Origin of the sequence: Acinetobacter sp. BWR-L5 (genome assembly GCF_039655985.1) — a bacterium.
Classification (GTDB): Bacteria; Pseudomonadota; Gammaproteobacteria; order Pseudomonadales; family Moraxellaceae; genus Acinetobacter; species Acinetobacter johnsonii.
The window spans coordinates 26,636-51,506 of sequence record NZ_JAGFEV010000001.1; the positions used below are offsets into that span (position 1 = coordinate 26,636).

A 24,871-nucleotide genomic window follows, 5' to 3' on the forward strand; every position below is an offset into this window, starting at 1 on the left:
CACTTACCAACGGACTTCAAATTTCTTACGTAACCAAATTGCAATACTGTTGAGTCCAATCATCATTGCAAGCAGAACAATAATCGCAGCTGCTGTACGTCCTTCGAAAAAGTTACGCAGCTCATTACCTTGCCACAAGAAAATCTGTACAGGTAAAGCACTCGATTGATCAAATGGGGTCGCAGGTACACTCGCAACAAAGGCGCTCATACCTATTAATAACAGCGGTGCAGTCTCACCTAATGCTTGTGCTACACCAATGATTGCACCCGTTAGAATCCCCGGTAGTGCAAGTGGTAAAACGTGATGAAATACAGTTTGTACACGTGAAGCACCTAACCCTAAAGCTGCCTGACGAATTGATGGTGGTACAGCTTTCAACGATGCACGTGTTGTAATAATCACCGTTGGTAAAGTCATTAAGCTCAGCACTAAACCACCGACCAATGGCGCAGAAAGCGGTAAATGCATCCAGCCAATAAAGATCGCAGCACCGAGCAAACCAAAGACAATTGATGGTACAGCCGCAAGGTTGTTAATGTTGACTTCAATGACATCAGTGATCCAGTTTTTAGGCGCAAATTCTTCAAGATAAATTGCAGATGCCACGCCAATTGGAATCGAAATAATGATCACGATCAGCATCATGAACAGTGATCCCATGAATGCCCCTGCTAAACCTGAAGTTGCAGGAGAACTACGAGAGTCTGGACTGACAAAGATGTTGGTATTGAAAGTATTTTCCATTACCCCTGAAGCTTTCATTTCATCGGCAAGTTGACGAACTTCTGGGCTCAACTGTTGCTGTTCATCAGGCAAACTACGGTCAATATTTCCTGCGAGCCACACATCAACGTTTGCATCAGCAAGCACTTTAATGTCTTCTTTCTTACCGACCAATGATGGATCTTTCATCACCATATCACGTAAGCGATACGCTTCAGAACTGGTGTACAAAGAAGCCAAATCATCGCGTTTAGAAGCAAGTGCTGGGTCTTTTGCAATCATGGCATTCACGATTAAAGCATCCCAATCCACCATGCCCATTTCAGTTTGCCAAGCAATAAAACGTTCCTCAAACTGTGCTGGAGATTCGCCTGAACGCTGTACAGGTTTTGCACCTGTCGTAATAATGGCAGGGTCAAAGTAAACGGGTAAACTCATGCTACTTTGCCAAAAAGCAGGTAAGCCTTTCGATAAAATACTGCCAAAAAGTAACGCGACAAAGAATAAACCTGCAATCACCGCTGAGAAACCAAAGAAACGAAAGGTTTTTTCTTTACGGTGACGTTTTGCCAGTGAATTACTGATCGTTTGCTTACGCTTTTCTCGTAATTCTGCCGCATGTTGTGGATCAAATACTTGATCTGCTGTGCTATTAGAAGTCGTCATTAGTCGTATTGCTCACGATATTTACGCACGATGTACAGTGCAACAATGTTCAAACCAAGCGTAATTACAAAGAGGGTCAGACCTAGTGCAAATGCCACCAAAGCTTGCGGGCTTGCAAAGTCAGTATCACCAGTCAATTGGTTTACGATGGTAATGGTCACAGTTGAAATGGCTTCAAGTGGATTGGCATGTAGTAAAGGACTATTCCCTGCTGCAAGCACCACAATCATGGTCTCACCAATGGCACGTGATGCTGCAAGCAAGAACGCGCCGATAATGCCTGGAAGTGCTGCTGGTATCACTACCTGACGAATGGTTTCAGACTTTGTCGCGCCTAAACCTAATGAACCATCACGTAATGAACGTGGTACCTGCGTGATAATGTCGTCAGACAGCGATGAAACGAAAGGAATAATCATGATACCCATGACGAAACCAGCAGTGAGTGCACTGGTTGCGTTGATGTGTAAACCAACGGATTCACCAAGCATTTTAAAGAATGGACCAATGATCATCAGTGCAAATACACCGTAAACAATGGTTGGAATCCCTGCGAGCACTTCAATGGTTGGTTTTGCCCATGATCGGAACCCAGAAGATGCATATTCAGCAAGATAGATCGCGATCATTAAACCCACAGGGACTGCAACTAAGAGTGCAATACCACTAACCATTAAGGTGCCCCAAAGTAGCGGAAGCAAACCATAACTGCCGTCTGCACTACCTGAAGTACTAAAACCAGGGTTCCATTCTGTGCCGAAGAAAAAGTCGAGTGGACTCACGAAGTGGAAGAATCGCATCGCTTCGCTGAACATCGACATCACGATACCAATCGTGGTTAGAATCGCGACACCAGAACAGAGTGCAAGTGCAACATTAATGGTTTTCTCAACTTGGTTACGAGCGCGGAACTGAGTTGCAATGCGCTTTTTCGCAGCGACTAAACCTGCCAGTGCTGCACAAATCACTACTGCAATTTTTGCAAATGTACCAATGCTTTGAAACTTCGCCAATTGCTCCGCTGCAGCAAGCTCATACGCAGCTGGTGTATCTGTTACACCAAAACCTGAGGCAATCGCTTCTACACGGTTAATCAACACATCTGTACTAGCAGCATCTAAGGTTGCAGCGACTTGTGCTGGCACGTGATTTAACACCACATGATTCAAAACATTTGGTTCAACAATATTCCAAACAATCAAAATTAAAAAAGCAGGGATACCACACCACAAAGCCACTAACGCACCGTAATACCCCGGACGTGAGTGTAATTTTGCAGAATTATTTCCCTTACCTGCTAAGTTACGGCTCTGACTTAAGCCCATTTGATAGGCTATGGCGATCAGTGCCAATAACACACCTATAAGTAGCAGATTCATGTATTCTCCACGGTTCTTTCAATTTTCATTATTTGAAAAAACTTAATCCTAGTAAAAAACGTCAAAGGTAGGACTTGCCTACCGTTGACTGTTTCTACGCTTAATTACTTAACCGCTTTGCCTGCTTTGAAGTTCGCAAGAACTGCTGCACGCTCTTTGTCTGACATTGAGATCAAACCAGCACGCTCAAGCTTAGAACCTTTACCTGATACTTTCTTGCTGATGAAGTATTCAGTGTATTCTTTTAAGCCTTTGATTGATTTCAAGTGCTCACCCTTCACATAGAAGAATAATGGGCGAGAAACTGGGTATGAACCATTCAAAATTGTCTTTTCAGATGGTGCAACATTGTTCACTGTAGCTACGCGTAACTTGTCACGGTTTTGGTCGTAAAAACCTAAACCAAACACACCCACTGCGCTAGGCGACGTTTTTAAGCGCGCCAAAGTTTCAGTGTAGTCACCCGCAATCTCAATCACTTTGCCGTCTTTACGGAAAGTTGAACATGCTTTCTTTTGTGCATCTTTATCCATTGCTTTGATTGCTGCATAAGTTTCACAGCCTGCATCAACCATTTTTTCTTGGAACACTTCACGTGTACCGTGGTTTGATGCTGGAATCACTAAAGTGATTGGTTCGTTTGGAAGGCTTTTGTCAATTTGGTTCCAACGTGTATATGGGTTTGCAACCATTTTACCGTTAGATGGTAACTGCGCTGCTAAAGCTGCATAGACGTGCTGTGGACGTAATTTGTAGGCTGCTTTGCTTGCATTTGAAGCAAACACAATACCGTCATAACCAATTTTGATTTCGATCACTTGGTTCACACCAGCTTTTTTACAAGCAGCTAATTCTGTATCTTTAATTTTACGAGATGCGTTTGCGATATCGATGGTGTTGTCGCCCACACCATTACAGAACTGTTTCAAGCCACCTGAAGAACCGCCAGAACCAACAACTGGTGCTTTAAATTGTGGGAAAGTATTGCCAAATTCTTCAGCAACAATACTTGCATAAGGTAAAACTGTTGAAGAACCCGCAATTTGAATGGTGTCACGAGCTGCGTTTGCCGTAGTTGCTACAGCTGCCCCAGAAACTACTACTGCAAGTGCGATATGGTTTAAGCGCATATTTGTTATCTCACATATTAAACATTTTGGAGTACGCCACTTTTTATTCAGTCTTGTACTTTTTTGGATAACTGCATTTTGATTTCAGAATATGACAAGCAAGTTACAGCATTGTGACACTTTCATGATGTTTATTTTTATTTGTCCATGATTCGTTACACTTTGTTGTGTGACATTTTCTATAAACATACCGATAAATATCACACTACACCACATGATTTAATAATTCATTTTTTTAAAGACTCCTTTATTACAACACCACTTAAAAAACCAAATAAAAACAAAAAAACTTTTTAAAATCAACAACCAATAAATGAGACTTCAATATTCCCATTTTACTGATTTTAATATTTAATTTCATATAAAACCCAGCAAAAGATGTTGTCGACAACCCAGACAGTGTGTATATATATTATACAGATACAAAAAAAATGCCGTACAACACCATCATTCTCATTATTACAATTAGAGGGTTCATCATGATTTATAGATTATCTTTTGCTCTACTCTTAACCACTAGCATGGTCCAAAATGTCCTCGCCGTTGAGGGTGGTATTGGGCGCCCCATTACAGGCATGCAAGTTCAGCCTTACAATGCCATCCTTCCCGCTGAAAATGGCGGTGTACTTACTCTCTCTAGTATTTATTATGATGGGGGGATTTCAAAATCTAAAGAGGTACCGATTATTGGTCAACTTAGTGCGGGTTTAGACTACAAGGTTTCTTATAACTTGCTTAATGGTATCTTCGTATGGAACAGTACAGATAAATGGTCTGTCGCTACCACTGTTGGAATTCCCGTCCAATATACCGATATCCGTGGCTCAATCAATAATTTAGATGCGGAACAGTCAACCACCAAAATTGGAGATGCGGTCTTTTCCCCAGTTTCCTTCAACTACCACTTCAGCCCAGTAATGCATGGTTTATTTGGAGTTTCTATCTACGCGCCTACTGGAAGTTATGACAAAAATATCGTGAGCAACGCAGGACAAAATACATGGACCTTTGTCCCTAATGTTGCATTTACTAAAATTTTCCCAACTGGAAATGCTGAAATCAGCACCAACATTGCCTACGAGATTTATACTAAAAACGATGCCACAGACTATGAAAATGGTGATCTTTTCCGAATGGACATTCTCGGTCTAAAACGTTTTGGTGACGTAGGTAGTGATGGATTAGGCGCTGGAGCAGTTTTTGGATGGATTCAACAGACTACGGATGACAAAAGTAACTTAGGCGATCGTTTTGACGGTTTTAAAGGTAAAGCCCTTGGTATTGGTCCTATCCTTACTTATGAGAAGAAATTAAGTGAAACCACCGCACTTTCTGCATCGTTTCGTGGCGTTTACGAGTTTGATGTTAAAAACCGCCCTGAAGGTGAAGCATACCAACTCACTGTAAATTATCAGTTCTAACCAAGCGACTATCACCTCAAATCAATCAAGCTGTGATCTATTATGATCTGAGCATCCAATTCCACGAGGGAGAAAGTTCATAAAGGCCTTCTCTCTATATTCTTTAGAAAATCACGCCGAATAATTGAAGTTTCCAAGCAAACGGCTTTACCTTATATTTTCTAGCAGTTTAAGAAACCAAAGTGTAAACAGATCGCATCTTTTGACCCAAATCTTCTCACCTATGTAAGATTTTAAAAATATGATTGAATCTTTCAGTAGACTATTGATATCTGATTATTACTGAGTGCAGAATTATAGTAAGCCCTTCTCTTTCTGCTCTTATTGTTAGAAATGCATTTGGTTATTAAGCAAACCATGTCATGAGTTAATTGTTTCAAAAGATTCACATACATCATCAATGATGAGAAAGATTTGCTTATACTTAAGGTTATTTTGATCTTAAAACCATTAATGAAAATTATTTGCCTGTTGAAAATCAAAAGCCCTAATATTTAGCATTAGTCTTAACTATTAAAGTTCATTTTCCTGAAAATCGTAGTTCAAGCAGATATCGAAAACTACTTCATAGAAAAATAAAGCATCTCCAACATAATTAAAATTAGAAACTTAGCCAGTGATGTTATGTTCCTTAATATTTAGAACACATAAAAAAGGAGCTGATATCAGCTCCTTTTTTAACACAAACAATCGATTAAGCAATTGCAGGTGTATAGGTTCCATCTGCGATTGAACCTTTGATACGATCCGCTTCTGCAAGGACAAGACCAAGCAGGTTCTTCACGTTATCTAAAGTCGCAACTGGACTTAAAGTCGTCATTTTCAAAGATTGATTTTGACCTACTTTAGTTACGCCAATATTCGCTTCACCACGTGCAAACAATTCATCTGCAACGTTTTGGTTTAAGGTATCAAGCAATTCTACTGGATAGCCTTCTGGAACCACACGGAACAATACAGATGCAAATTGTGGATCAACCAACATCTCTAAACCGGCAGTTGCATTGATATAATCAGCAACGTCACGAGTTAAAGTAACGCCGTGGTCAATCATAGAACCATAGAGCTCTTCACCTAATGCTTCAACGGTCATCCAAAGCTTCAACGCATCGAAACGACGTGTTGTTTGAAGTGACTTAGACACCAGGTTAGGCACACCATGCTCTTCGTCATAAGCAGAGTTTAAATACTCAGCTTCATAGTGCATGAAACGATAATTCGCTTCGTCTTTGAGCAAGAATGCACCACAAGAGATGGTTTGGAAGTAATGCTTATGGAAATCCAGCGTAATGGAGTCAGAAAGCTCAATACCATCCAACATATCGCGATGATTGTTCGATAGGATTAAAGCACCACCCCACGCCGCATCGATGTGCATCCACGCGCCATATTTGTTGGTGATTTCACGAATTTGCTTCAGTGGATCAATTGCACCTGCATCGGTCGTACCCGCAGTTGCAACTACACACGCCACAATCTTACCTTCAGCCTGAAGGTGAGCCATGGTTTTTTCAAGTGCATCCACATCCATCTGCGCGTTCTCGTTCACAGGAACGGTCACAACTGATTGGAAACCCATGCCCATCATCGCCATGTTCTTTTGCACAGAAAAGTGTGCATTTTCAGAACAAATGACTTTGACGTTACGCATCGCATCGCCCGGCACGCCATCACGCTGTACAGACCACGGATTACCGTTTTCGTCTTTCCAGTTTTTTGCAATACATGCATCACGTGCAAGCAATACACCCATCAAGTTTGACTGTGTGCCACCAGAAGTGAACACACCTGCTTGACCTGCACCATAACCCACTTTTTGACGAAGCCAGTCAATCAACTGAACTTCCATCAATGAACCTGCAGGACTTTGGTCCCAAGAATCCATTGATTGATTCGTTGCATTGATCAGCACTTCAGCAATTTGACTGGTCACCATGGTTGGACAGTGCAAATGTGCGAGCGAGTGCGGATGATGGACTTTTAAGCTTTTGTTTAAGAAAAGCTCAACCATACGTTCAAGTGACTTTTGTACACCCAAACCCTCTTTAGAAGGATTAAATGCAATCGCACTGCGGAGCTCTTTGATGCTACCGCCCGTGTACATTTTGTCGTTTTGCAACCATGCTGCAACTGCTTTAGTCGCTTGGTCCATTGCTGACGAGTAGTCAGCAATGGATGCAGCATCATTGCAGAGTAACGCCTTACGGTGTTCTGCAAAATCAACCATGATTACGCGCCTCGAGTTGCAACAAGTGCTTCAGCAATTGCTTTCTTGAAGCGAGAAACCGCTTCAACACATTCATCATGAGTGATGATCAATGGGCAAAGTAAACGAATAACTGTGCCGTTACGGCCACCTTTTTCTAACAACAATTTGTTGTTAAAGCATGCCGCTTGAATCGCTGCTGCCAATTGACCATCTGCAGGTAAAGACCCCATATGGTCCGCTGGTTTACGCTCATCAACAATTTCAACACCAATCATCAAACCACGACCACGCACGTTACCGATACATGGGAACTCTTGAGCAAGCTTTTTAAATTCAGCTTGTAAGAAATCACCACGTTCTTGTGCATTTTGCGCAAGGTTTTGTTCTTTGATGGTTTTGATCGTTGCAAGACCAGTACCCATTGCCAACTGGTTACCACGGAAAGTACCCGTGTGACCTGCTGGCTGCCAAGCATCAAACTTACGTTTAATACCCAATACAGCAAGTGGTAAGCTACCACCAACGGCTTTAGACATTACCACTACGTCAGGTTCAATACCCGCATGTTCAAATGCGAACATTTTGCCTGAACGTGCAAAGCCTGCTTGAACTTCGTCAAGAATCAACACAATGTTGTGTTTTTCAGTCACTTCGCGGATTTTTTTCAACCATTTGGTTGGCGCTGTTACCACACCGCCTTCACCTTGAATTGCTTCAAGAATGACAGCAGCTGGCTTGGTTACACCACTTTCAACATCTTCAATGAAGTTTTCAAAGAAATATGTCAAAGCATCCACACCCGCTTCACCACCTAAACCAAGTGGGCAACGGTATTCATGCGGATACGGCATAAATTGAACGCCTGGCATTAAACCATTTACAGCATTTTTCGCAGACAGATTACCTGTCATTGCAAGAGCGCCGTGCGTCATACCATGGTAACCACCAGAGAAACTAATCACTGTGCTACGACCGGTATACGTCTTCGCTAATTTAATTGCTGCTTCCGTACCATCTGCACCAGATGGACCACAGAACTGTAAACAATACTCTTCCTTACCGCCTGGTAATTGTTCAAGTAATGCTTCAGTAAATGCATCTTTTAAAGGTGTCGTTAAATCCAAAGTATGTAAAGGAAGACCACTTGCAAGTGTATCTTGAATACTTTGAATTACCGCAGGATGATTATGGCCCAAAGCCAATGTTCCTGCCCCAGCTAAACAATCGAGGTACTCTGTACCTTCAACATCAGTAACCCAGCAGCCTAATGCTTTGGCTATCGCTAACGGCAATTTCCGTGGATAGCTACGAACATTGGATTCCATCTGACTTTGGCGAGTCAAATAGTATTCGTTAGTAGTATTAGTGGCAGGGTTTACAGAAGAAACGCTCATATCGAATTACCATCTCTGATATGGGTTGAAAGAAATAAGTCGGGTGACTTTTGGTCCTTTGACTCGGCGCTTTATAAATCTAGTCAGATAGCGTTTGGATACTTCATAACTAGGAGGCGGATGATACAGAAATTTTCAATAAAATAAACAGCTTTTGGACATTATCTGCCAGAAATTTACTAAAAAAATATATCATGCCAAACCATAGCTTAAATTATCCTCTTATAGTGTGACAACGTAAAGAAAAGCCGATGAATTTATTTATTTTTCAACTTTGCCACAAAATTTCAAAATACTCACCTTGGTTGAAAAATAAGTTTCTGAAATAAATCACTTTATCCAGGTTTTTTTGAAAAAAATTTTGTACCTTTTTTTACAATCGAACCACAATATTTTCGCAAATTCACCACAAATTGGCTTTAAGCTTTTTACAAATGTTGCAAAACTCCTCCTAAATAAAAAAGGAATAAAAATGCGTCAATTCTTCATCCCAGCAATCGCGCTTAGTGCTTTATTTAGCTCAGCAGTTTTTGCTCAGTCTGAGAACCAATTAAACTACAATATTGTCAATGTTCAGGCCGAGGCAACACGCCAAGTATCCAACGATTTAATGAATGCAACGCTTTATATTGAACGTAGTAACAAACAACCTGCCGAGCTCGCTACACAAATTACGCAGCTGATGAATCAAGCCACAGCTTTAGCTCGTAAATATCCAAGCGTTAAAGTCGAAACAGGTTCTCAAACCACCTACCCAATTTACAACGATGACAACCAAAAGTTAAAAGAATGGCGTGGTCGTGCTGAAATTAATTTAGAAAGTACCGATTTTAAAGCAGCGAGCCAGCTGATTGGTGAGCTACAGCAAAACTTCCAAACGCAGTCAATCGGCTTTAGTGTGTCCGACACACAACGTAAGAAAGTGGAAAATGAGCTGATTGTTGAAGCATCGAAAAACTTTCAACAGCGTGCGCAATCATTAGCACAAGCATGGAGTAAGTCAGGTTATAACTTGGTTAACTTAAACATTAATACCAGCAACTACTACCCTCGCCCAGTCATGATGCGTGCAGAAAGTGCAAAATTTGCAGCAGCTGATGCACCAATGCAAGATGTTGCAGGCGGCGAATCCAAAATTACTGTGAATGCAAATGGTACTGTTCAACTTAAATAACAGATTTCATTCAAATTCATCTCAAAAGCCACGTTTATCGTGGCTTTTTTATTGTGTGTCCATCAAGAAAATTTTAATTCGCCTATTAATTCTAGTGTTTTAATTGCAATAAGTGATAATGGTTATTATTTGATTTCAACAAAGTTCAGCATATGATAGCCGCGCTCTTTATTATGGATTGCGCACAAAAGAATGATTTCATCACGTCTTCATCTGCAGGATCGCAGATTATTCAAAGCCAAACAACTCAGCATTGCGATTGGGCTTTCTATGAGCTGCTTGACCTATGCACAAGCAGAAGAACTCACTGAAGCAACGAGCAACAATGTACTTCCGACCATCAAACTTGAAGCACAAGGCAACTGGTTAGAAGATGCCAATGCAGAGAAAGTGCAAAAGCATGCAGGCGCTCGTACGATTATTACTCGCAATCGCTTAGATGAAGTTGCTGCGACTTCAATTAAAGATGCCCTGAAGCAAGTGCCTGGTGTTCAAGTCCAAGAAAATAATGGTACTGGTGGCAGTGATGTTTCACTCAATATTGGTGTTCGTGGTTTAGCCTCTCGTTTATCTCCTCGCTCTACAGTACTGCTTGATGGTGTCCCGCTATCATTTGCGCCTTATGGACAACCTCAGCTTTCTCTAGCACCAGTATCATTAGGCAATATTGAATCTGTAGATGTGGTTCGTGGAGCAGGTTCTGTACGTTTTGGGCCGCAGAACGTTGGCGGTATCATTAACTTTACAACTCGCGCGATTCCTCAAGAGTTTGCAGGTAATGTCAGCCTAACGACCGAATATGCTTCGGGTACAGATCAAGTTAAATACAGCCCGAACTTATTTGTAGGCGGAACCTTAGATAATGGTTTAGGCCTTGCTTTACTGTATTCTGGCACAAAAGGTGATGGCTACCGTGAAGCCAATAATAAAACTGACATTGACGATGTCATGTTAAAAACAGCCTATCAAATTACAGATGCTGATGCTATTGCCTTAAACCTACATCACTATGAAGGTTATGGTGAAATGCCTGAAGGCTTAACTGCCGAAAAATATGCACAAAACCCTTATCAGTCAAATAAGTCACGTAATTATTTCTCTGGTCGCCGCTCAGATGTGTCATTCCGCTATACACATCAAGATGAAAAAAATAACTTTGAATTGCTGACCTATTATATTGACTCATTTCGCACGAGCGACTTAGAGACAGATGTTAGTGCGACCACTTCGCGTATGGATACCTCTCCACGCGACTACAAAGTTTTTGCCATTGAACCGCGCTGGTCTCGTGCATACCAATTAGGTAACTCAAATAGCGAATTTACTATCGGCTATCGTTATTTAGATGAAGATAGTTCTGAGTTCTCAGGTCGCTCATCTACATATGCATTGAATGCACCTGTGACCGAAATTAAAGCACGTACCACAAGTGAAGGTGGCACTAAAGCACATGCGATTTATGCAGATAACCGCTTCGATTTAGGGAACTGGGTCATCACACCTGGACTACGTTTTGAATCAATTGAAACGCATAACAATTTTACTGCCTATAACCAAGGCGTAGCAGTTAATACCGTTTCACCCAAAATTGATTCAGATGAGTTTTTACCCAGCCTATCGGTTATGTATAAAGCGACAGACAATTGGAACATTTTTGCCAATGCGGGCGTTTCATTCGGCCCACAGCAATACAACCAATTGGCACGTTTAGAAGGTGGTATTGCACAAAGTACAACTGATGGCTTACATCCTGAAAAGTCCAATAACTATGAAATTGGGACGAAGTATTTAGGCAATGGTCTAAATGCTGAGTTGACCGTATTCTATTTGGACTTTGAAAAAGAGCTGTACTTAGAAACCAATACCCTTCAACAAAATAAATATTGGACAGATCTCGGGGCGACTAGCCACAAGGGTGTTGAATTAGGTATCGCTTATGATTTCGGTTACTTGGCAGATGTATTGCAAGGCTTAAAAGTATATAGCAACTATACCTTTACTAAAGCTGTGGCTGAATCAGGTAATTTTAAAGACAAAGACCTCCCATTCTATTCCCGTCATACCGCCAATATCGGTTTAGGTTATAAGATAGATCAATGGAGCGTTAATGCCGATATGTTTGCTCAATCTAAGCAACATTCACCAGGAAACCAAGAATCAGGGATTTATCAAACTGTAGAATCGGCAGATGGTATATTTGGTGATATTCCAGGTTATGCACCGTTTGCCGTGCGTACAGCCTATGACTTTGGTGAGCAATTCCATGGTTTAAAAATCGCGGGTGGCGTTAAAAACGTGTTTGATAAACAATATTTCACTCGTTCTACCGATACAGCAACTGCTGGTAAATATGTAGGGCAACCGCGTACCTTCTACCTTCAAACGTCATTTGACTTTTAAAACTGAAAGCTAATTAGTTCAATTACATTGAACTAATAAAAAAGACTACATTTTTGTGGTCTTTTTTATTTTAACAATATGACAAAATTATGACTCTCTTCCATACTTTATAAACACAATCCACTTTCATGACTCTTTCAGAACTTAATTTATCGCTTTTTTCATGGATTAATGCTTCTCCTGAAGCCAGTAATACCAGCATTCATTTTGCCATATTCATCGCCAATGACCTGCTCTATTGCATGATTTTACTGTTTGCTTGGTTTTGGCTACGTGGTAACTATGACACTAAAAAGCAGATATTGAAGGCGTTTATTTTTACCAGTATCGCCATTTTGATCAGCCAATGTATTTCTCATCTGTATTATCACCCACGGCCTTTCGTCATGGAGGTCGGACGCACTCTCATTTACCATGCACCCAATGGCTCTTTCCCGAGTGACCATATGCTGATTTTTAGCAGTATCGCCTTTTCTTATCTATTCTCTGCGCAGCGTAAACTGGGAATTTTTCTCTTGATTATGGCTTGGCTGGTTGCATGGTCACGTGTCTATCTTGGTGTGCATTTTCCTTTAGATATGCTCGGCGCATTTCTATTGGCTTTTGCCTTAAACTTCTTTGGATTAAAGCTTTGGAATCTCTATAAAGATAAAATCATGCAATGGGCACTCACCATTCACTTTTACTTATTTAAGCCCCTCATTCAAAAAGGCTATATCAAATAACTTTTGCTTCAAAACAAAAAATCCCGCTCGAAAGCGGGATTTTTTTAATGCATTTAAATCAGTAGATCGCCATGTGGTTGCGATGAATCATCTCAAGTGAACGTGCTTCACCTAAAACTTGGTGAACTTTATCTGAGGCCAAGCCCTTTACCAGCTCCGCAGAGCGCGAACTAAAGTTGACACGTCCAACTGCAACACGGCCACCTTGGATATCAACACATTCAACCACGTCACCGCGTTCAAAATGCCCTTCCACAGCTTTCACGCCAACTGGAAGTAAACTACGATGATTATCTTTTATGGCTTTAACAGCACCATCATCCAATACCAAACGACCCGCAGTTTGTAAGTGAGCTGCTAACCACTGTTGATGAGCAGTAATGCGGTCATTGTCAGTAATAAACAATGTCCCAAGCATTTCACCATCCATCAAACGTGCAAGCACATTGTCACTTTCACCACTGGCAATCAGCGTTGGACAGCCAGACTTTGCAGCCAAGCGTGCAGCACGAACTTTGGTCAACATACCACCACGACCAAACTTACCGCCACCGCCAGCCATATCAAACAAGCTCTCATCTAGAGCACGCACGGTATGGAACAATTTCGCGTCTGGATTTGAACGTGGGTCTGAGTCGAACATACCCTGCTGATCAGTCAAAATAATTAACAAATCAGCATGGACTTGACCTGCAACCATTGCGGCCAGCGTATCATTGTCACCAAAGCGAATTTCATCGGTCGAAACCGTGTCATTCTCGTTGATTACAGGAATCACATGCCATTCAATCAAGTTCTGTAAAGCGTCACATGAGTTCAAATAACGACGACGGTCTGCTAAGTCATCATGGGTTAATAACACTTGCGCAGTCTGAATGTGATGTTTTTCAAGCACACTTGACCACGTATGAATAAGGCCCATCTGACCAATGGCAGCACACGCCTGAAGACTGGGTAGATCGGTGGGTCGGCTGTCTAGCTTCATACGAACCATACCTTCAGCCACAGCTCCTGACGACACCAGAATAATCTCATGTCCTGCATTGTGTAGATCTGCAATTTGTTTCGCCCAATGCGAAATTGCATCTATATCTAAACCTTGCCCATTTGCTGTGAGTAAAGATGATCCGATTTTAACAACGATTCGTTTACAAGCTTCGAGCTTACGTTGCCCATCTACCACTTCTATCATCTTGTCCTCAGTTACTCATTACGAGCTTAACGTACGTAAAACACTTCCACTTCGCCGTCATCTTCATCATCGTCTTCATCATCATCAGCCAACAGGCCTGCAAGGCGTTGTTGACGACGCATTTCACGATATGCTTCTTTAGCGGCAATCGTTTGTTCGCGTGTTTCAGCTTCAAGCTGCTCACGGAATGCTTTTACTTCAGCTGCATAGTCAGGATCTTCAAGCTCACGTTCACGTTGTTGCTCAATTTGATCCATCAGGTAATACACAACTGGTTTTGTCCCTTCAGACATCAAACCTGAAGTTTTGAATACAGGACCATCCCACTGCATTTCATCTAAGATATGCTGACACCATTCATCACGCGTATCGTCTGCAAGTTGGTCAACTTTGTTTAACACTAGAACGATAGGTAACTTTGAAAGAGTCGGAGAGAATTTCTCTAACTCAGCCAAGATTGCTTTTGCATTGTATGCAGGATCTGAACCATCAATCGGCTGAACATCCACAATGTGAAGCAAAATACGCGTACGCGCCAAGTGCTTTAAGAAACGAATACCAAGACCTGCCCCCTCAGAAGCCCCTTCAATCAAGCCTGGAATGTCCGCCATAACAAATGAACGGTGACTGTCTGCATCGACTACACCAAGGTTTGGAATCATCGTGGTAAACGGATAGTCTGCAACCTTAGGTTTTGCTGCTGATACGGCACGAATAAACGTCGATTTACCTGCATTTGGCATACCTAGTAAGCCAACATCGGCCAGTACTTTTAGCTCTAAACGAATTTCACGGAATTCACCTTTAAAACCATGGGTACACTTACGTGGCGAACGGTTCGTCGATGATTTAAAGTGAGTATTACCCAAACCACCATCACCACCCGCTGCGACAAGCACACGCTGACCACTTTCAACCAAGTCGCCAATAATGTCACCTGAGTCAGTATCAACAATGGTTGTACCTACAGGAACCTTTAATACGGTGTCTTCACCACCACGGCCTGCGCAGTTCGCGCCACGACCATTTTTAGCTCGTTCCGCACGGAAACGGCGAGTATAACGGAAGTCTACAAGGGTACTGGTATTATCATCAGCTTCGATAAATACGCTACCACCACGACCACCATCACCACCGTCTGGACCACCAAAAGGTACGAATTTTTCACGGCGAAAACTGGCTACGCCATTGCCACCGTCGCCAGCCTCTACGGTAATGACTGCTTCATCAACAAAGCGCATGCTGCCAATCCTCTAAATACTTTAAAACCGCATATTCTGCCATATTTTACAAAATTTCTCGAATAGAATTATTCAGCGAAACATGAAATTTAGTCACAAAAATACCAAAATCTAACTTTTCGACACTTTTCACCTGATTTTATTCATTTTTTAATTTAAATGTGCTGACCATTTAGTCGTTAGATCGCTCTTCGACTCATTTTATTCAAGCCTACTCAACTTTTACTTTCAAAAAGGATTTTCACATCAAAATAGCGCACTAAAAGAATAGCTTGTTTGATAACAAAACTTTTTCACAGCCTGAAATTCGAATCAACTCTAAACCACCTCCGCACGCCTGAGGAATTCACTATTAAAGCGCAATTAAGGATTATCACAACCAATCCACAATACTTGTCATCTTTTATTTTAAAGCTGCCACTCGTTCTTTGCTTTCTAGAATTTCAGGCAAACTTTTTTCAATCCAACCAATCAAATACATGGTTTTCTCAGCGGCTTGAGAACCCAAGATCGTCAATTGGTACTCTACTTTGGGCGGCACCACAGGATAGACCGTCCGTAGAATAAAGCCATCATGCTCAAGCGTTTTGAGCGTCTGAGAAAGCATTTTCTCACTCACTCCTTCTATTCGCTGCTTGAGCTCACTAAAACGATGTACGCCATCACTTAAACAGCGCAACACCAATACCGACCATTTACTCGTAAGATGCTCCAAAATTTCACGAGACGGACACTCTGTGGATAAAACTTGACCTAACAATTTGCTTGTCGCATAGGTGTGCATCATTTCTCTCCATTTGGTTTATTACTTACTTTTTGGTACGTACTTACATTTAGTAAGTTAACAGATTAAGATACAACCATCAAGTATAGAAAACAACCAACATAGGTGAATTATGAAAATTGCAATCACAGGCGCAACAGGACAACTTGGCAACCTCGTTATAGAGCAACTTTTGCAGCTGACCGCTGCCCAGAATATTGTTGCGCTGGTTCGTAACATTGATAGAGCTGAACATTTCAAAGCGCAAGGTATTGAGCTGCGTGAGTTTGATTATGACCGCCCTGAAACATTAGTTCCTGCACTATCAGGAGTAGATAAGTTATTACTGATTTCAGCCAATGAAATTGGTCGCCGTACGCCTCAACACCAAGCAGTGATTGATGCTGCGAAAGTGGCCGGTGTGCCTTATCTTGCTTATACCAGCCTACTTCGTGCAGATACCTCTCCACTCGGCTTAGCTCAAGAACACCGTGAAACCGAAAGACTTATTCAAGACAGTGGAATCACTTATACCTTCTTAAGAAATAATTGGTATAGCGAAAACTACCTTGCAGGTGTTGCTCATACCATTGAAATTGGGACGCTTTTTGGCGCAGCTCAAGACGGTCGAATTAGCTCAGCATCGCGTATAGATTATGCTGAAGCTGCAGCCAAAGTCTTAACTTCAACAGGTCATGAGAATAAAACCTATGAATTGGCAGGTTCTGAAAGTTTTACTAAAGCTGATTTGGCTCAATTCATCAGTCAGGCAACTCATAAGCCAGTTATCTATCAAAATTTGTCTGCCGATGACCTGCGTCAAGGCTTAATTCAAGCCAACCTCCCATCACACTTGATTGATGTGATTGTGGATGCCGATGTGCAGACCGCCAAAGGCGTGATGTACAGCAACAGTAAAGACCTAGAACAATTGATTGGACATAAGACCACCAGTATTCAAGATTCGATTAAAGCCGCACTTTAAGCCAATCATTTAATCTTCACATTCAAACACCACCAATGATTGGTGGTGTTTTTCATGGATGAATGTTCTTCAGGGGTAGTGTCATATTCATCTTCAAATTTGCGGTCGTACTTCGCTCTATGTTGTACATGGTGGCATTGAAGCTTGCTATTTTGCGCATAGTCATTGGGTCATTCAAATTTAACTGTGGTGCAAACTGATGCAACACATGCAGTCGTACTTGCTCATCAAACTCAAAATAGACTAAACCATTAAACATAATTTTGATCGGGATCTGATAGTCCTGCTTTAAATGAAATGGCACAGCCAGCTTAATCGGAATATCTAAATTGAGTGGAAACTTAGGCAATAGTTTATTTTGATAAATTAGATCTGTACTTGTCTCCAACGGCATGTTTTGATCAATGAGTACCTCGGTTTGATAATCAACAGATACTGAAACGGGTACTTCTACTTCAAACTCTAAATTTGCCAAATATTTCCCAGTCAAAGGTAGGTTGATTTTCTGATCGATTTTCAGTTGCGTATCTAAAGTCCCAACGGATTGGGTTTCTAAATAATTACCCACTTGGATTTTTGTCGGTAAGGAGTCTGATAGTTGAATTTGGGCTTCACTCGCTGACACTTGCATATTAGCTTGAATATTCAGGTACAACCAAAACAGCACAGCCACCAAAATTACAATGCACACAAAACTCAGTATAAGCCGCTTTGCAGACTGGAATATCCACATACTCCCTCCTATGGCTTCACGTGTTCTTGAGGTAGAGGTTTTTCACGCAGTAATTGCAAACTATTGAGTGGAATTTTCAACTCACCCTGTTTAATTTCAATTGGCAATGTATTCTGTACATCCACCGAAGCTTTCAATGCTGTTTTAATGGGAACGTTTAAATGTCCCTGTATTGGAATATTGGTCTTAACCACTGTATTGACTGGAATATGCAGGTTTTCTTTCAGCACTGTTTTCACAGGCGCATCAAATTTGAGGTGCACTTGCTGTTCAAGTGGCACATCGATATGAATCGGCACATCCAACTGAATTGGAATATTGCCTTTTAAAGGTAAAGTCACATCTCGCCCCATGACTTTCACTTGTACCTTAGTATCCACAGGCATGTTCTGATTAATTTTCAAGGTTTCACGCACTGGAATGGTGGTTTTAATCGGAACCTGATTATCAAAATACACCCGTGGAGTCAGCGTTTGGGTCAGGGGAATATTCAGGTTTTCACGAATTGGAATTTCTGCATTGACGCGCCCTGTGACATCTACATCTAAGGCATCATGAATTTTAACCTCAGCTTGTAAAGGTTCTTGCAGATCAATACTGACTTTTTGATTTTCTAAAGGAATATAAATATTAAAGTGTTTAAACGTCCAAATAGCGATAATTACACCGCATACAGATGCCAACACAATGAATGCCAATCCACTTAGCATATGCTTCAGTTGCAAATTCAAATTCCTTTTGTTTTATTTTCTTTTATCTGACAAATATCATCCTTTTGTCAGCTTAGAAAGTCTAAGGGGCTGTATACCAACCAGACTCTTTAATTTTTATCATCCTATTTTACACAGTACATTTTGATTATTCTAAGTAAATAAGTAGGAATTAAACATTGGCAACTCTTACCATTCAAGCGAATACTTATGTCACCCCGCTGCCCCTAATCAGCTTTAACACATACAACAACGCAAAAAAAAGAGCCTCAATTGAGGCTCTTTTTAGTCGCTATTACAAATTATGCATTTGTTTCAGCTGGAATTTTTGGATAGCTTACGCCGCCCATTTGCTCTGCAATACGTAACACTTGGCAGCTATAACCAACTTCATTATCGTACCAAACATATGCAGTTAAACGGTTGCCCGAAGTGATTGTTGCTTGCGCATCAAATACACCCGCAGTACGTGAACCGATAAAGTCAGATGATACAACTTCAGTCGAGTTGGTATAACCGATCTGACCTTGAAGGCTAGAGCTGATTGAAATTTTACGAATGTATTCGTTCACTTCATCACGATCAACTTCTTTATCTAAAGTTAAGTTCAAAATCGCAAGTGAAACGTTTGGTGTTGGAACACGTACAGAGTTACCTGTTAATTTACCTTGAAGTGCTGGAAGTGCTTTAGCAACCGCTTTAGCCGCACCTGTTTCAGTAATCACCATGTTCAACGTTGCAGCACGACCACGACGGTCTGCTTTATGGTAGTTGTCGATTAAGTTCTGGTCGTTTGTGAACGAGTGAACTGTTTCAACATGACCATTCAACACTGTGTATTTGTCATGCAATACTTTAAGTGTTGGTGTAATCGCATTAGTTGTACAGCTTGCAGCAGAGATAATGGTATCTTCATCAAGAATGTCGGCTTGGTTCACACCAAACACTACATTCTTCATGTCGCCTTTACCTGGTGCAGTCAAGATCACACGTGCAGCGCCTGGGCACTTAAGGTGTTGAGCAAGACCTTCCGCATCACGCCATTTACCCGTGTTGTCGATCACTAATGCATTGCTAATACCATAATCGGTATAATCAACTTCAGTTGGGTTCGACGCATAAATCACTTTGATGAATTGACCGTTGGCAATGATTGCTTCGTTTTCTTCATCAACAGAAATCGTACCAGAGAATGGACCATGGATTGAGTCACGGCGTAATAAAGACGCACGTTTTTCCAAATCACCATCAGATGACTTACGAACCACAATCGCTTTTAGGTTCAAACCACGACCAAGACCAGACTGACCAATCATTAAACGTGCAAGAATACGACCGATACGACCAAAACCGTAAAGGACAACGTCACGACCTTCTACTGAAGTCGCACGACCTTCTACAGATTTAACAGCGGCTGCAACAAATGCATCAACATCGCCACCTTGCTCTTTAAATGCAACGGCTAATTTGCCTAGATCAATTTCAGCAGTACCGATATTTTCAATTTTAGCCAACGCTTCAAGAATTGGGAACGTGTGTACAACTGAAAGCTCAACGTCCATCATACGAGTGAAACGGTGCGCTTTTAAAATTTGGATAACTGAACGGTTAACTAAAGAACGTCCAAACACTGAAACCACAATATTTTTTTCACGGTAAAGCTGACCGATCAAAGCGATCATTTGTTCCGCAATTTCTTCACGGTTTTTCCAGCGACCTTGGTGTTCTGCGTGTAGGGCGATGATAGTCTCTTTGCTCACAGATACGTCCTCTAATTAATTTAATCTAAGCATAAATTTTAAAACCCAACAATTGTAAAGGATTTAGCGCCAAGTTTGAATCGAAAGCTGTAAATGCATGATGTTTTTTGTCGTATATTCATTATTAATTTAAGAAATAATTGCATTTAGTCTTATGATTTTGCAGTATAAAAATTAAAAAAATATTTTTTTAGATAAAAAATAAACAGTTACGCAAATGATGTTTTATCAAACAGTCAACTATTTTTAAAGGGCAAGAAACAAATAAGAAACATGCTTATTGCCCAAATTGCAGCGCAATGACAGCTCCGAACATCATCAAATTAGTCTGAATGTTGCTGTTTTTCAAAATGCTCAATATTTCGTTCGAGCTGTTTTTTATTTTGTTGCTGCTTATATAAATGCAACACACCTTCAATAATAAGCAATAAGACTGCGAACCAAATTGGAATATAGGTAAACCACTCACCTGCCTCTATACGCTCTCCCATGGCAACTGATGCTCCTGCCAGTAAAACAGGCTCCAAATAACTCAGCAAACCAAAGATCACAAAAGGTAAATAACGACTCGCAAGTATATAACTTCCAAGTCCCATCGCACTTAAGAAACCCAACCCAATGACCGCCAAAATCAGATGTGGAAACTGTTGTATCAAAGCCAAGCTATCGCTATGCACAAAGCCCAAATAAAACGCGACAGGTAAAATTAAAAACAGATCCCACCAGAAGCCACCCAAATGATCCGTTTTACAAACACGGCGCAGGAAGAAATACAAAGGATAAGCCAATGCGATATAGACTGTTTCCCATGCCATGCTACCAATACGCCAAATTTCATGTCCTACCCCAAGCACAGCAAAGGCTACCGCGGCCATTTGCCAGCGGGATAGTTTTTCCTTGTAAAGGATGCAACCAACCAACACCATGACCAAAGGCAGTAAAAAATAGCCGAGTGATACTTGTAGACCACGACCATTCATGGGCCCCCATAAAAATAGCCACAACTGCGTGGTACATAAAACAGAACTAAACAATAACCAAGCAATCATCCAAGGTTGTTTAAACATACGCTTAAACAACTCCGAAATGAGTTTTAAATCGCCACTCCACCACATGAATGCGGTTAAAAAGGGTAAGGTCGAAAGCATACGCCAAGCAAAAGTTTGCTCACTATCTAAGGGCTTTAAAAAAAAGGTATAAAAATACAAAACTCCAAAAGTGACGGATGCTAAAACCGATAGTGCAACACCTTTATACATCCTTCACTCCACATTGATTTACACGATTTTTTGATAGGCGGCAATTATAAAGCGTTCGACTGTATAAAGCTTTATTATTCAAGTTTTAAAATACGTATATGAAACTAAAAAAGCCATGCTTCAGCATGGCTTTCAAGGCTTAATAGATTTTACTTTTGCAATTGCTTGGTATGAATCAGATCATTCAAGTCATAACCCACTGACTTTGCATATTCTAAGTATTCATTAATAACTTTTTGGTCTGGTTGTGGCGAGCGAGAAAGCACCCACATATATTTACGGCGTGGCTCACCCACTAAAACCGTTTGATAGTCATCATCAATTTTTAAAATCCAATAATCCCCCCGTGCCACAGGTAACCAACGCACCGCCTCAGGTAAAAAACTCACTTTCAACTTACTGTTAAAAGGTGGGTTTTGTACAAATGCTTCACCTATGGACTGCATCAGCTTACCATCTTGGGCATAACAGCGGTTATCTACTGTCACATTGCCATTTTCATTCAGGGTATAAGTAGCCGAGACATTAGTTCCGCATTTATTTTGGAAGTACATGGGCTTACGTGCAATTTCGTACCAAACACCCAAATAACGATCTAATTCAACCTTATCCACCACGGCCAAGGGTTTGCTCTGGGCGTAAGCCATGGTTGCCATACCTAACCCGACTAAAACAGCACCACCTACAGCAATTTTGGCAAGCGTAAAACCCGCCTTTGGAAGATTTGCAGACATAAACTGTACCTTTAATATTTCAGAATTTATGATCTAAAAATAAACATCTCTTTAAAAAATAATGCTTTCTACCCAAATTACTGTAGCGTTATGTAAATGCAACTTAGGTTAGAAGTTGTGCTTTTAAGCGCAAAATTTCATCTCGTAGACGTGCAGCTTGCTCAAACTGTAGCTCTTTAGAAGCTTTTAGCATTTCTTTTTCCAGCTTGCTTAAATGCTTGGCAAGAAGTTTCGGATCGGATAGCAAGTGCTGCTCATCTGCACTGAGCGTTTGGTGTTGATCTGTGATACCACTTTCAACTTGATCATCTGTCAGCACTTCACCTGTATCAATATCCTTTTTATTTTGTCTGATAGTGCTACGTGGAATAATGCCATGCAGCTCATTAAAGGCCATTTGTTTTTCACGGCGACGGGCTGTTTCATCGATGGCTTTTTGCATCGAATCGGTAATCCGATCACCATATAAAATCGCTTTGCCTTTTACATTACGTGCTGCACGACCAATGGTTTGAATCAAAGAGCGCTCAGAACGTAAGAAACCCTCTTTGTCCGCATCCAAGATCGCCACCAAAGACACTTCAGGCATGTCCAAGCCTTCACGTAGTAAGTTGATCCCGACGAGAACATCGTAGACACCTGAACGTAAATCATGAATAATTTTCACCCGTTCAACAGTGTCAATATCTGAATGCAGATAAGCAACTTTGACCCCATACTCTTTCAAATACGAGCTTAAATCCTCTGCCATACGTTTAGTTAAGGTGGTAACCAAGACACGCTCATCTAGATCTTTACGGATATTGATCTCAGACAAGACATCATCAACTTGAGTCAATACCGGACGTACTTCAATTTCAGGGTCAATCAACCCTGTAGGACGAACCACCTGCTCAGCTATTTGCTCGGCTTTTTCAAGCTCGTATTTGGCTGGGGTTGCGCTGACATAAATTGTAGCTGGGGTAATCCGCTCCCACTCTTCAAACTGCATTGGACGGTTATCTAGAGCACTAGGGAGACGGAAACCATAATTCACCAAGTTTTCTTTACGCGAACGGTCACCTTTATACATCGCGCCAATTTGCGGCACAGTCACGTGTGACTCATCAATAATCAGTAAGGCATCGTCAGGAACATAATCAAATAAGGTCGGTGGTGCTTCGCCCGCGGGACGACCTGACAAATGACGTGAATAGTTTTCAATACCGTTGGTATAACCCAACTGCTGCATCATTTCTAAATCATAACGGGTACGTTGCTCAATTCGCTGAGCTTCAAGCAATTTGTCATGTGCACGAAAGAAACCTAAGCGCTCTTTTAACTCTTCACGAATCGTGCCGATGGCGCGCTCTAAATTATCTTTCGGTGTCACATAGTGACTTTTTGGGTAAATTGTCACGCGCGGAACTTTACGTACCAGTTTGCCTGTCAGTGGATCGAACCAACGAATCGAATCGACTTCATCATCAAATAACTCGATTCGAATCGCATGCTGATCCGATTCAGCAGGGAAAATATCGATAATTTCCCCACGGATACGATAGGTACCACGTAAAAACTCAAGCTCATTACGGCTATATTGCATTTCCACCAAACGACGAATGATGTCATCACGTGCGATACGATCGCCCTGTACAATATGTAGCAACATGCTCATATAAGCATTAGGGTCACCCAAACCATAAATAGCAGAAACTGAAGCAACAATAATTGCATCGCGACGCTCTAAGAGCGAACGCGTCGCAGATAAACGCATTTGGTCAATGTGATCATTGATCGCAGAATCTTTTTCAATGAATGTGTCTGAAGATGGGACATAGGCTTCAGGTTGGTAATAGTCATAATAACTGACAAAATATTCGACGGCATTGTTCGGAAAGAAAGATTTGAACTCACCATAAAGCTGTGCAGCTAAGGTTTTATTATGTGCCATGACAATGGTCGGACGTTGCGTCCGTGCAATCACGTTGGCCATGGTATAGGTTTTACCAGAACCGGTAACCCCAAGTAACAACTGGTCGTGATAGCCCTTTTCTATTCCAGCAACAAGCTTTTCGATGGCTTGCGGCTGATCACCTGCGGGTTGGTAATTGGTGACTAAATCAAAAGGTTGTTTCTCACTCACAGACATATCCCAAGATTTGCTTCTTCAACCGTCTATTTTAACAGATTCAATCCAGAGCAATTCTTGCTTTTAGATTTTTAATGTAATTTACTGAAAATATTACAAAGATTTTTCACTTGACCCCCCCGTATTTCAAGGGCAACAT

General features: G+C 41.3%; 19 protein-coding genes. 5 read left to right on the forward strand and 14 right to left on the reverse strand.

Annotated features, from left to right (window positions below; genetic code table 11):
- Nucleotides 1–3: 3 nt before the first annotated feature.
- The 3 genes from pstA to JZ787_RS00135 all read right to left on the reverse strand — a co-directional run bounded on the left by pstA (nt 4) and on the right by JZ787_RS00135 (nt 3,901).
- On the reverse strand, nt 4–1,392 hold the full coding sequence (gene pstA, locus JZ787_RS00125) for a phosphate ABC transporter permease PstA (protein WP_218287894.1): 1,389 nt from the start codon (nt 1,390–1,392) through the stop codon (nt 4–6).
- Complete coding sequence (gene pstC / locus JZ787_RS00130) at nt 1,392–2,771, reverse strand: phosphate ABC transporter permease subunit PstC (protein WP_004980352.1); 1,380 nt, start codon at nt 2,769–2,771, stop codon at nt 1,392–1,394. Before pstC ends, pstA begins: the two co-directional genes overlap by 1 nt.
- Before the next feature lie 104 nt (nt 2,772–2,875).
- Nucleotides 2,876–3,901, reverse strand: coding sequence for a substrate-binding domain-containing protein (locus JZ787_RS00135; protein ID WP_004693599.1), 1,026 nt, complete (start codon nt 3,899–3,901; stop codon nt 2,876–2,878).
- Nucleotides 3,902–4,380: 479 nt separating this feature from the next.
- Between JZ787_RS00135 and JZ787_RS00140 the strand changes: the two genes are divergently transcribed.
- Nucleotides 4,381–5,322, forward strand: a complete 942-nt coding sequence (locus tag JZ787_RS00140) for a transporter (RefSeq protein WP_346311352.1) — start codon at nt 4,381–4,383, stop codon at nt 5,320–5,322.
- 694 nt (nt 5,323–6,016) lie between these two features.
- Here the strand turns inward: JZ787_RS00140 and JZ787_RS00145 are convergent.
- Together JZ787_RS00145 and JZ787_RS00150 are read right to left on the reverse strand one after the other, a co-directional pair.
- Nucleotides 6,017–7,549, reverse strand: a complete 1,533-nt coding sequence (locus JZ787_RS00145) for an aspartate aminotransferase family protein (RefSeq protein WP_125273101.1) — start codon at nt 7,547–7,549, stop codon at nt 6,017–6,019.
- A gap of 2 nt (nt 7,550–7,551) precedes the next feature.
- Nucleotides 7,552–8,925 carry a diaminobutyrate--2-oxoglutarate transaminase gene (locus tag JZ787_RS00150; protein ID WP_004693606.1) on the reverse strand — a complete coding sequence of 458 codons (1,374 nt, stop codon included), beginning with the start codon at nt 8,923–8,925 and terminating at the stop codon, nt 7,552–7,554.
- A gap of 472 nt (nt 8,926–9,397) precedes the next feature.
- Between JZ787_RS00150 and JZ787_RS00155 the strand changes: the two genes are divergently transcribed.
- The 3 genes from JZ787_RS00155 (at nt 9,398) to JZ787_RS00165 (ending at nt 13,224) form a co-directional block, all read left to right on the forward strand.
- Nucleotides 9,398–10,099, forward strand: a complete 702-nt coding sequence (locus JZ787_RS00155) for an SIMPL domain-containing protein (protein ID WP_004693610.1) — start codon at nt 9,398–9,400, stop codon at nt 10,097–10,099.
- 192 nt (nt 10,100–10,291) lie between these two features.
- Nucleotides 10,292–12,499, forward strand: coding sequence for a TonB-dependent siderophore receptor (locus JZ787_RS00160; RefSeq protein ID WP_346311353.1), 2,208 nt, complete (start codon nt 10,292–10,294; stop codon nt 12,497–12,499).
- Nucleotides 12,500–12,627: 128 nt separating this feature from the next.
- Nucleotides 12,628–13,224, forward strand: a complete 597-nt coding sequence (locus JZ787_RS00165) for a phosphatase PAP2 family protein (protein ID WP_346311354.1) — start codon at nt 12,628–12,630, stop codon at nt 13,222–13,224.
- A 58-nt stretch (nt 13,225–13,282) separates the two neighbouring features.
- On the opposite strand, the gene proB is transcribed toward JZ787_RS00165, so the two are convergent.
- The 3 genes from proB to JZ787_RS00180 form a co-directional block, all read right to left on the reverse strand.
- A complete protein-coding gene (gene proB / locus JZ787_RS00170; protein ID WP_005399671.1) occupies nt 13,283–14,416 on the reverse strand; it encodes a glutamate 5-kinase in 1,134 nt (377 codons plus the stop codon).
- 26 nt (nt 14,417–14,442) lie between these two features.
- Complete coding sequence (gene cgtA / locus JZ787_RS00175; protein WP_168159028.1) at nt 14,443–15,657, reverse strand: Obg family GTPase CgtA; 1,215 nt, start codon at nt 15,655–15,657, stop codon at nt 14,443–14,445.
- A 403-nt stretch (nt 15,658–16,060) separates the two neighbouring features.
- On the reverse strand, nt 16,061–16,441 hold the full coding sequence (locus tag JZ787_RS00180; protein ID WP_004980366.1) for a helix-turn-helix domain-containing protein: 381 nt from the start codon (nt 16,439–16,441) through the stop codon (nt 16,061–16,063).
- A gap of 112 nt (nt 16,442–16,553) precedes the next feature.
- On the opposite strand from JZ787_RS00180, the gene JZ787_RS00185 reads away from it, so the two are divergent.
- The gene (locus JZ787_RS00185; protein WP_346311355.1) at nt 16,554–17,405 is read left to right on the forward strand and encodes an SDR family oxidoreductase; all 852 of its coding nucleotides are present in this window, start codon (nt 16,554–16,556) and stop codon (nt 17,403–17,405) included.
- Nucleotides 17,406–17,457: 52 nt separating this feature from the next.
- Here the strand turns inward: JZ787_RS00185 and JZ787_RS00190 are convergent, their stop codons facing one another.
- The 6 genes from JZ787_RS00190 to uvrB all read right to left on the reverse strand — a co-directional run bounded on the left by JZ787_RS00190 (nt 17,458) and on the right by uvrB (nt 24,726).
- Entirely contained in the window at nt 17,458–18,138 is a 681-nt protein-coding gene (locus tag JZ787_RS00190) for a hypothetical protein (protein ID WP_346311356.1), read from the reverse strand.
- A gap of 8 nt (nt 18,139–18,146) precedes the next feature.
- Complete coding sequence (locus tag JZ787_RS00195) at nt 18,147–18,848, reverse strand: MFS transporter (RefSeq protein ID WP_346311677.1); 702 nt, start codon at nt 18,846–18,848, stop codon at nt 18,147–18,149.
- A gap of 302 nt (nt 18,849–19,150) precedes the next feature.
- Complete coding sequence (locus tag JZ787_RS00200; protein ID WP_004980374.1) at nt 19,151–20,608, reverse strand: glyceraldehyde-3-phosphate dehydrogenase; 1,458 nt, start codon at nt 20,606–20,608, stop codon at nt 19,151–19,153.
- Nucleotides 20,609–20,931: 323 nt separating this feature from the next.
- Nucleotides 20,932–21,867 (reverse strand): EamA family transporter RarD, encoded by a 936-nt coding sequence (gene rarD / locus JZ787_RS00205; protein ID WP_148826268.1) that lies wholly within the window; start codon nt 21,865–21,867, stop codon nt 20,932–20,934.
- A 149-nt stretch (nt 21,868–22,016) separates the two neighbouring features.
- On the reverse strand, nt 22,017–22,601 hold the full coding sequence (locus JZ787_RS00210) for a lipocalin family protein (RefSeq protein WP_062032419.1): 585 nt from the start codon (nt 22,599–22,601) through the stop codon (nt 22,017–22,019).
- Nucleotides 22,602–22,704: 103 nt separating this feature from the next.
- Nucleotides 22,705–24,726: an excinuclease ABC subunit UvrB gene (uvrB, locus tag JZ787_RS00215; protein ID WP_087011130.1), complete on the reverse strand. Its 2,022-nt coding sequence runs from the start codon at nt 24,724–24,726 to the stop codon at nt 22,705–22,707.
- Nucleotides 24,727–24,871: the final 145 nt, after the last annotated feature.

Coding starts and splice junctions, on each gene's coding strand:
- rarD (WP_148826268.1), bottom strand. CDS start 21,867: ATGTATAAAGGTGTTGCACTATCGGTTTTAGCATCCGTCACTTTTGGA.
- JZ787_RS00150 (WP_004693606.1), bottom strand. CDS start 8,925: ATGAGCGTTTCTTCTGTAAACCCTGCCACTAATACTACTAACGAATAC.
- cgtA (WP_168159028.1), bottom strand. CDS start 15,657: ATGCGCTTTGTTGATGAAGCAGTCATTACCGTAGAGGCTGGCGACGGT.
- proB (WP_005399671.1), bottom strand. CDS start 14,416: ATGATAGAAGTGGTAGATGGGCAACGTAAGCTCGAAGCTTGTAAACGA.
- JZ787_RS00165 (WP_346311354.1), top strand. CDS start 12,628: ATGACTCTTTCAGAACTTAATTTATCGCTTTTTTCATGGATTAATGCT.
- JZ787_RS00180 (WP_004980366.1), bottom strand. CDS start 16,441: ATGCACACCTATGCGACAAGCAAATTGTTAGGTCAAGTTTTATCCACA.
- pstA (WP_218287894.1), bottom strand. CDS start 1,392: ATGACGACTTCTAATAGCACAGCAGATCAAGTATTTGATCCACAACAT.
- JZ787_RS00185 (WP_346311355.1), top strand. CDS start 16,554: ATGAAAATTGCAATCACAGGCGCAACAGGACAACTTGGCAACCTCGTT.
- JZ787_RS00145 (WP_125273101.1), bottom strand. CDS start 7,549: ATGGTTGATTTTGCAGAACACCGTAAGGCGTTACTCTGCAATGATGCT.
- pstC (WP_004980352.1), bottom strand. CDS start 2,771: ATGAATCTGCTACTTATAGGTGTGTTATTGGCACTGATCGCCATAGCC.
- JZ787_RS00195 (WP_346311677.1), bottom strand. CDS start 18,848: ATGCTAAGTGGATTGGCATTCATTGTGTTGGCATCTGTATGCGGTGTA.
- JZ787_RS00135 (WP_004693599.1), bottom strand. CDS start 3,901: ATGCGCTTAAACCATATCGCACTTGCAGTAGTAGTTTCTGGGGCAGCT.
- JZ787_RS00210 (WP_062032419.1), bottom strand. CDS start 22,601: ATGTCTGCAAATCTTCCAAAGGCGGGTTTTACGCTTGCCAAAATTGCT.
- JZ787_RS00140 (WP_346311352.1), top strand. CDS start 4,381: ATGATTTATAGATTATCTTTTGCTCTACTCTTAACCACTAGCATGGTC.
- JZ787_RS00155 (WP_004693610.1), top strand. CDS start 9,398: ATGCGTCAATTCTTCATCCCAGCAATCGCGCTTAGTGCTTTATTTAGC.
- JZ787_RS00190 (WP_346311356.1), bottom strand. CDS start 18,138: ATGTGGATATTCCAGTCTGCAAAGCGGCTTATACTGAGTTTTGTGTGC.
- JZ787_RS00160 (WP_346311353.1), top strand. CDS start 10,292: ATGATTTCATCACGTCTTCATCTGCAGGATCGCAGATTATTCAAAGCC.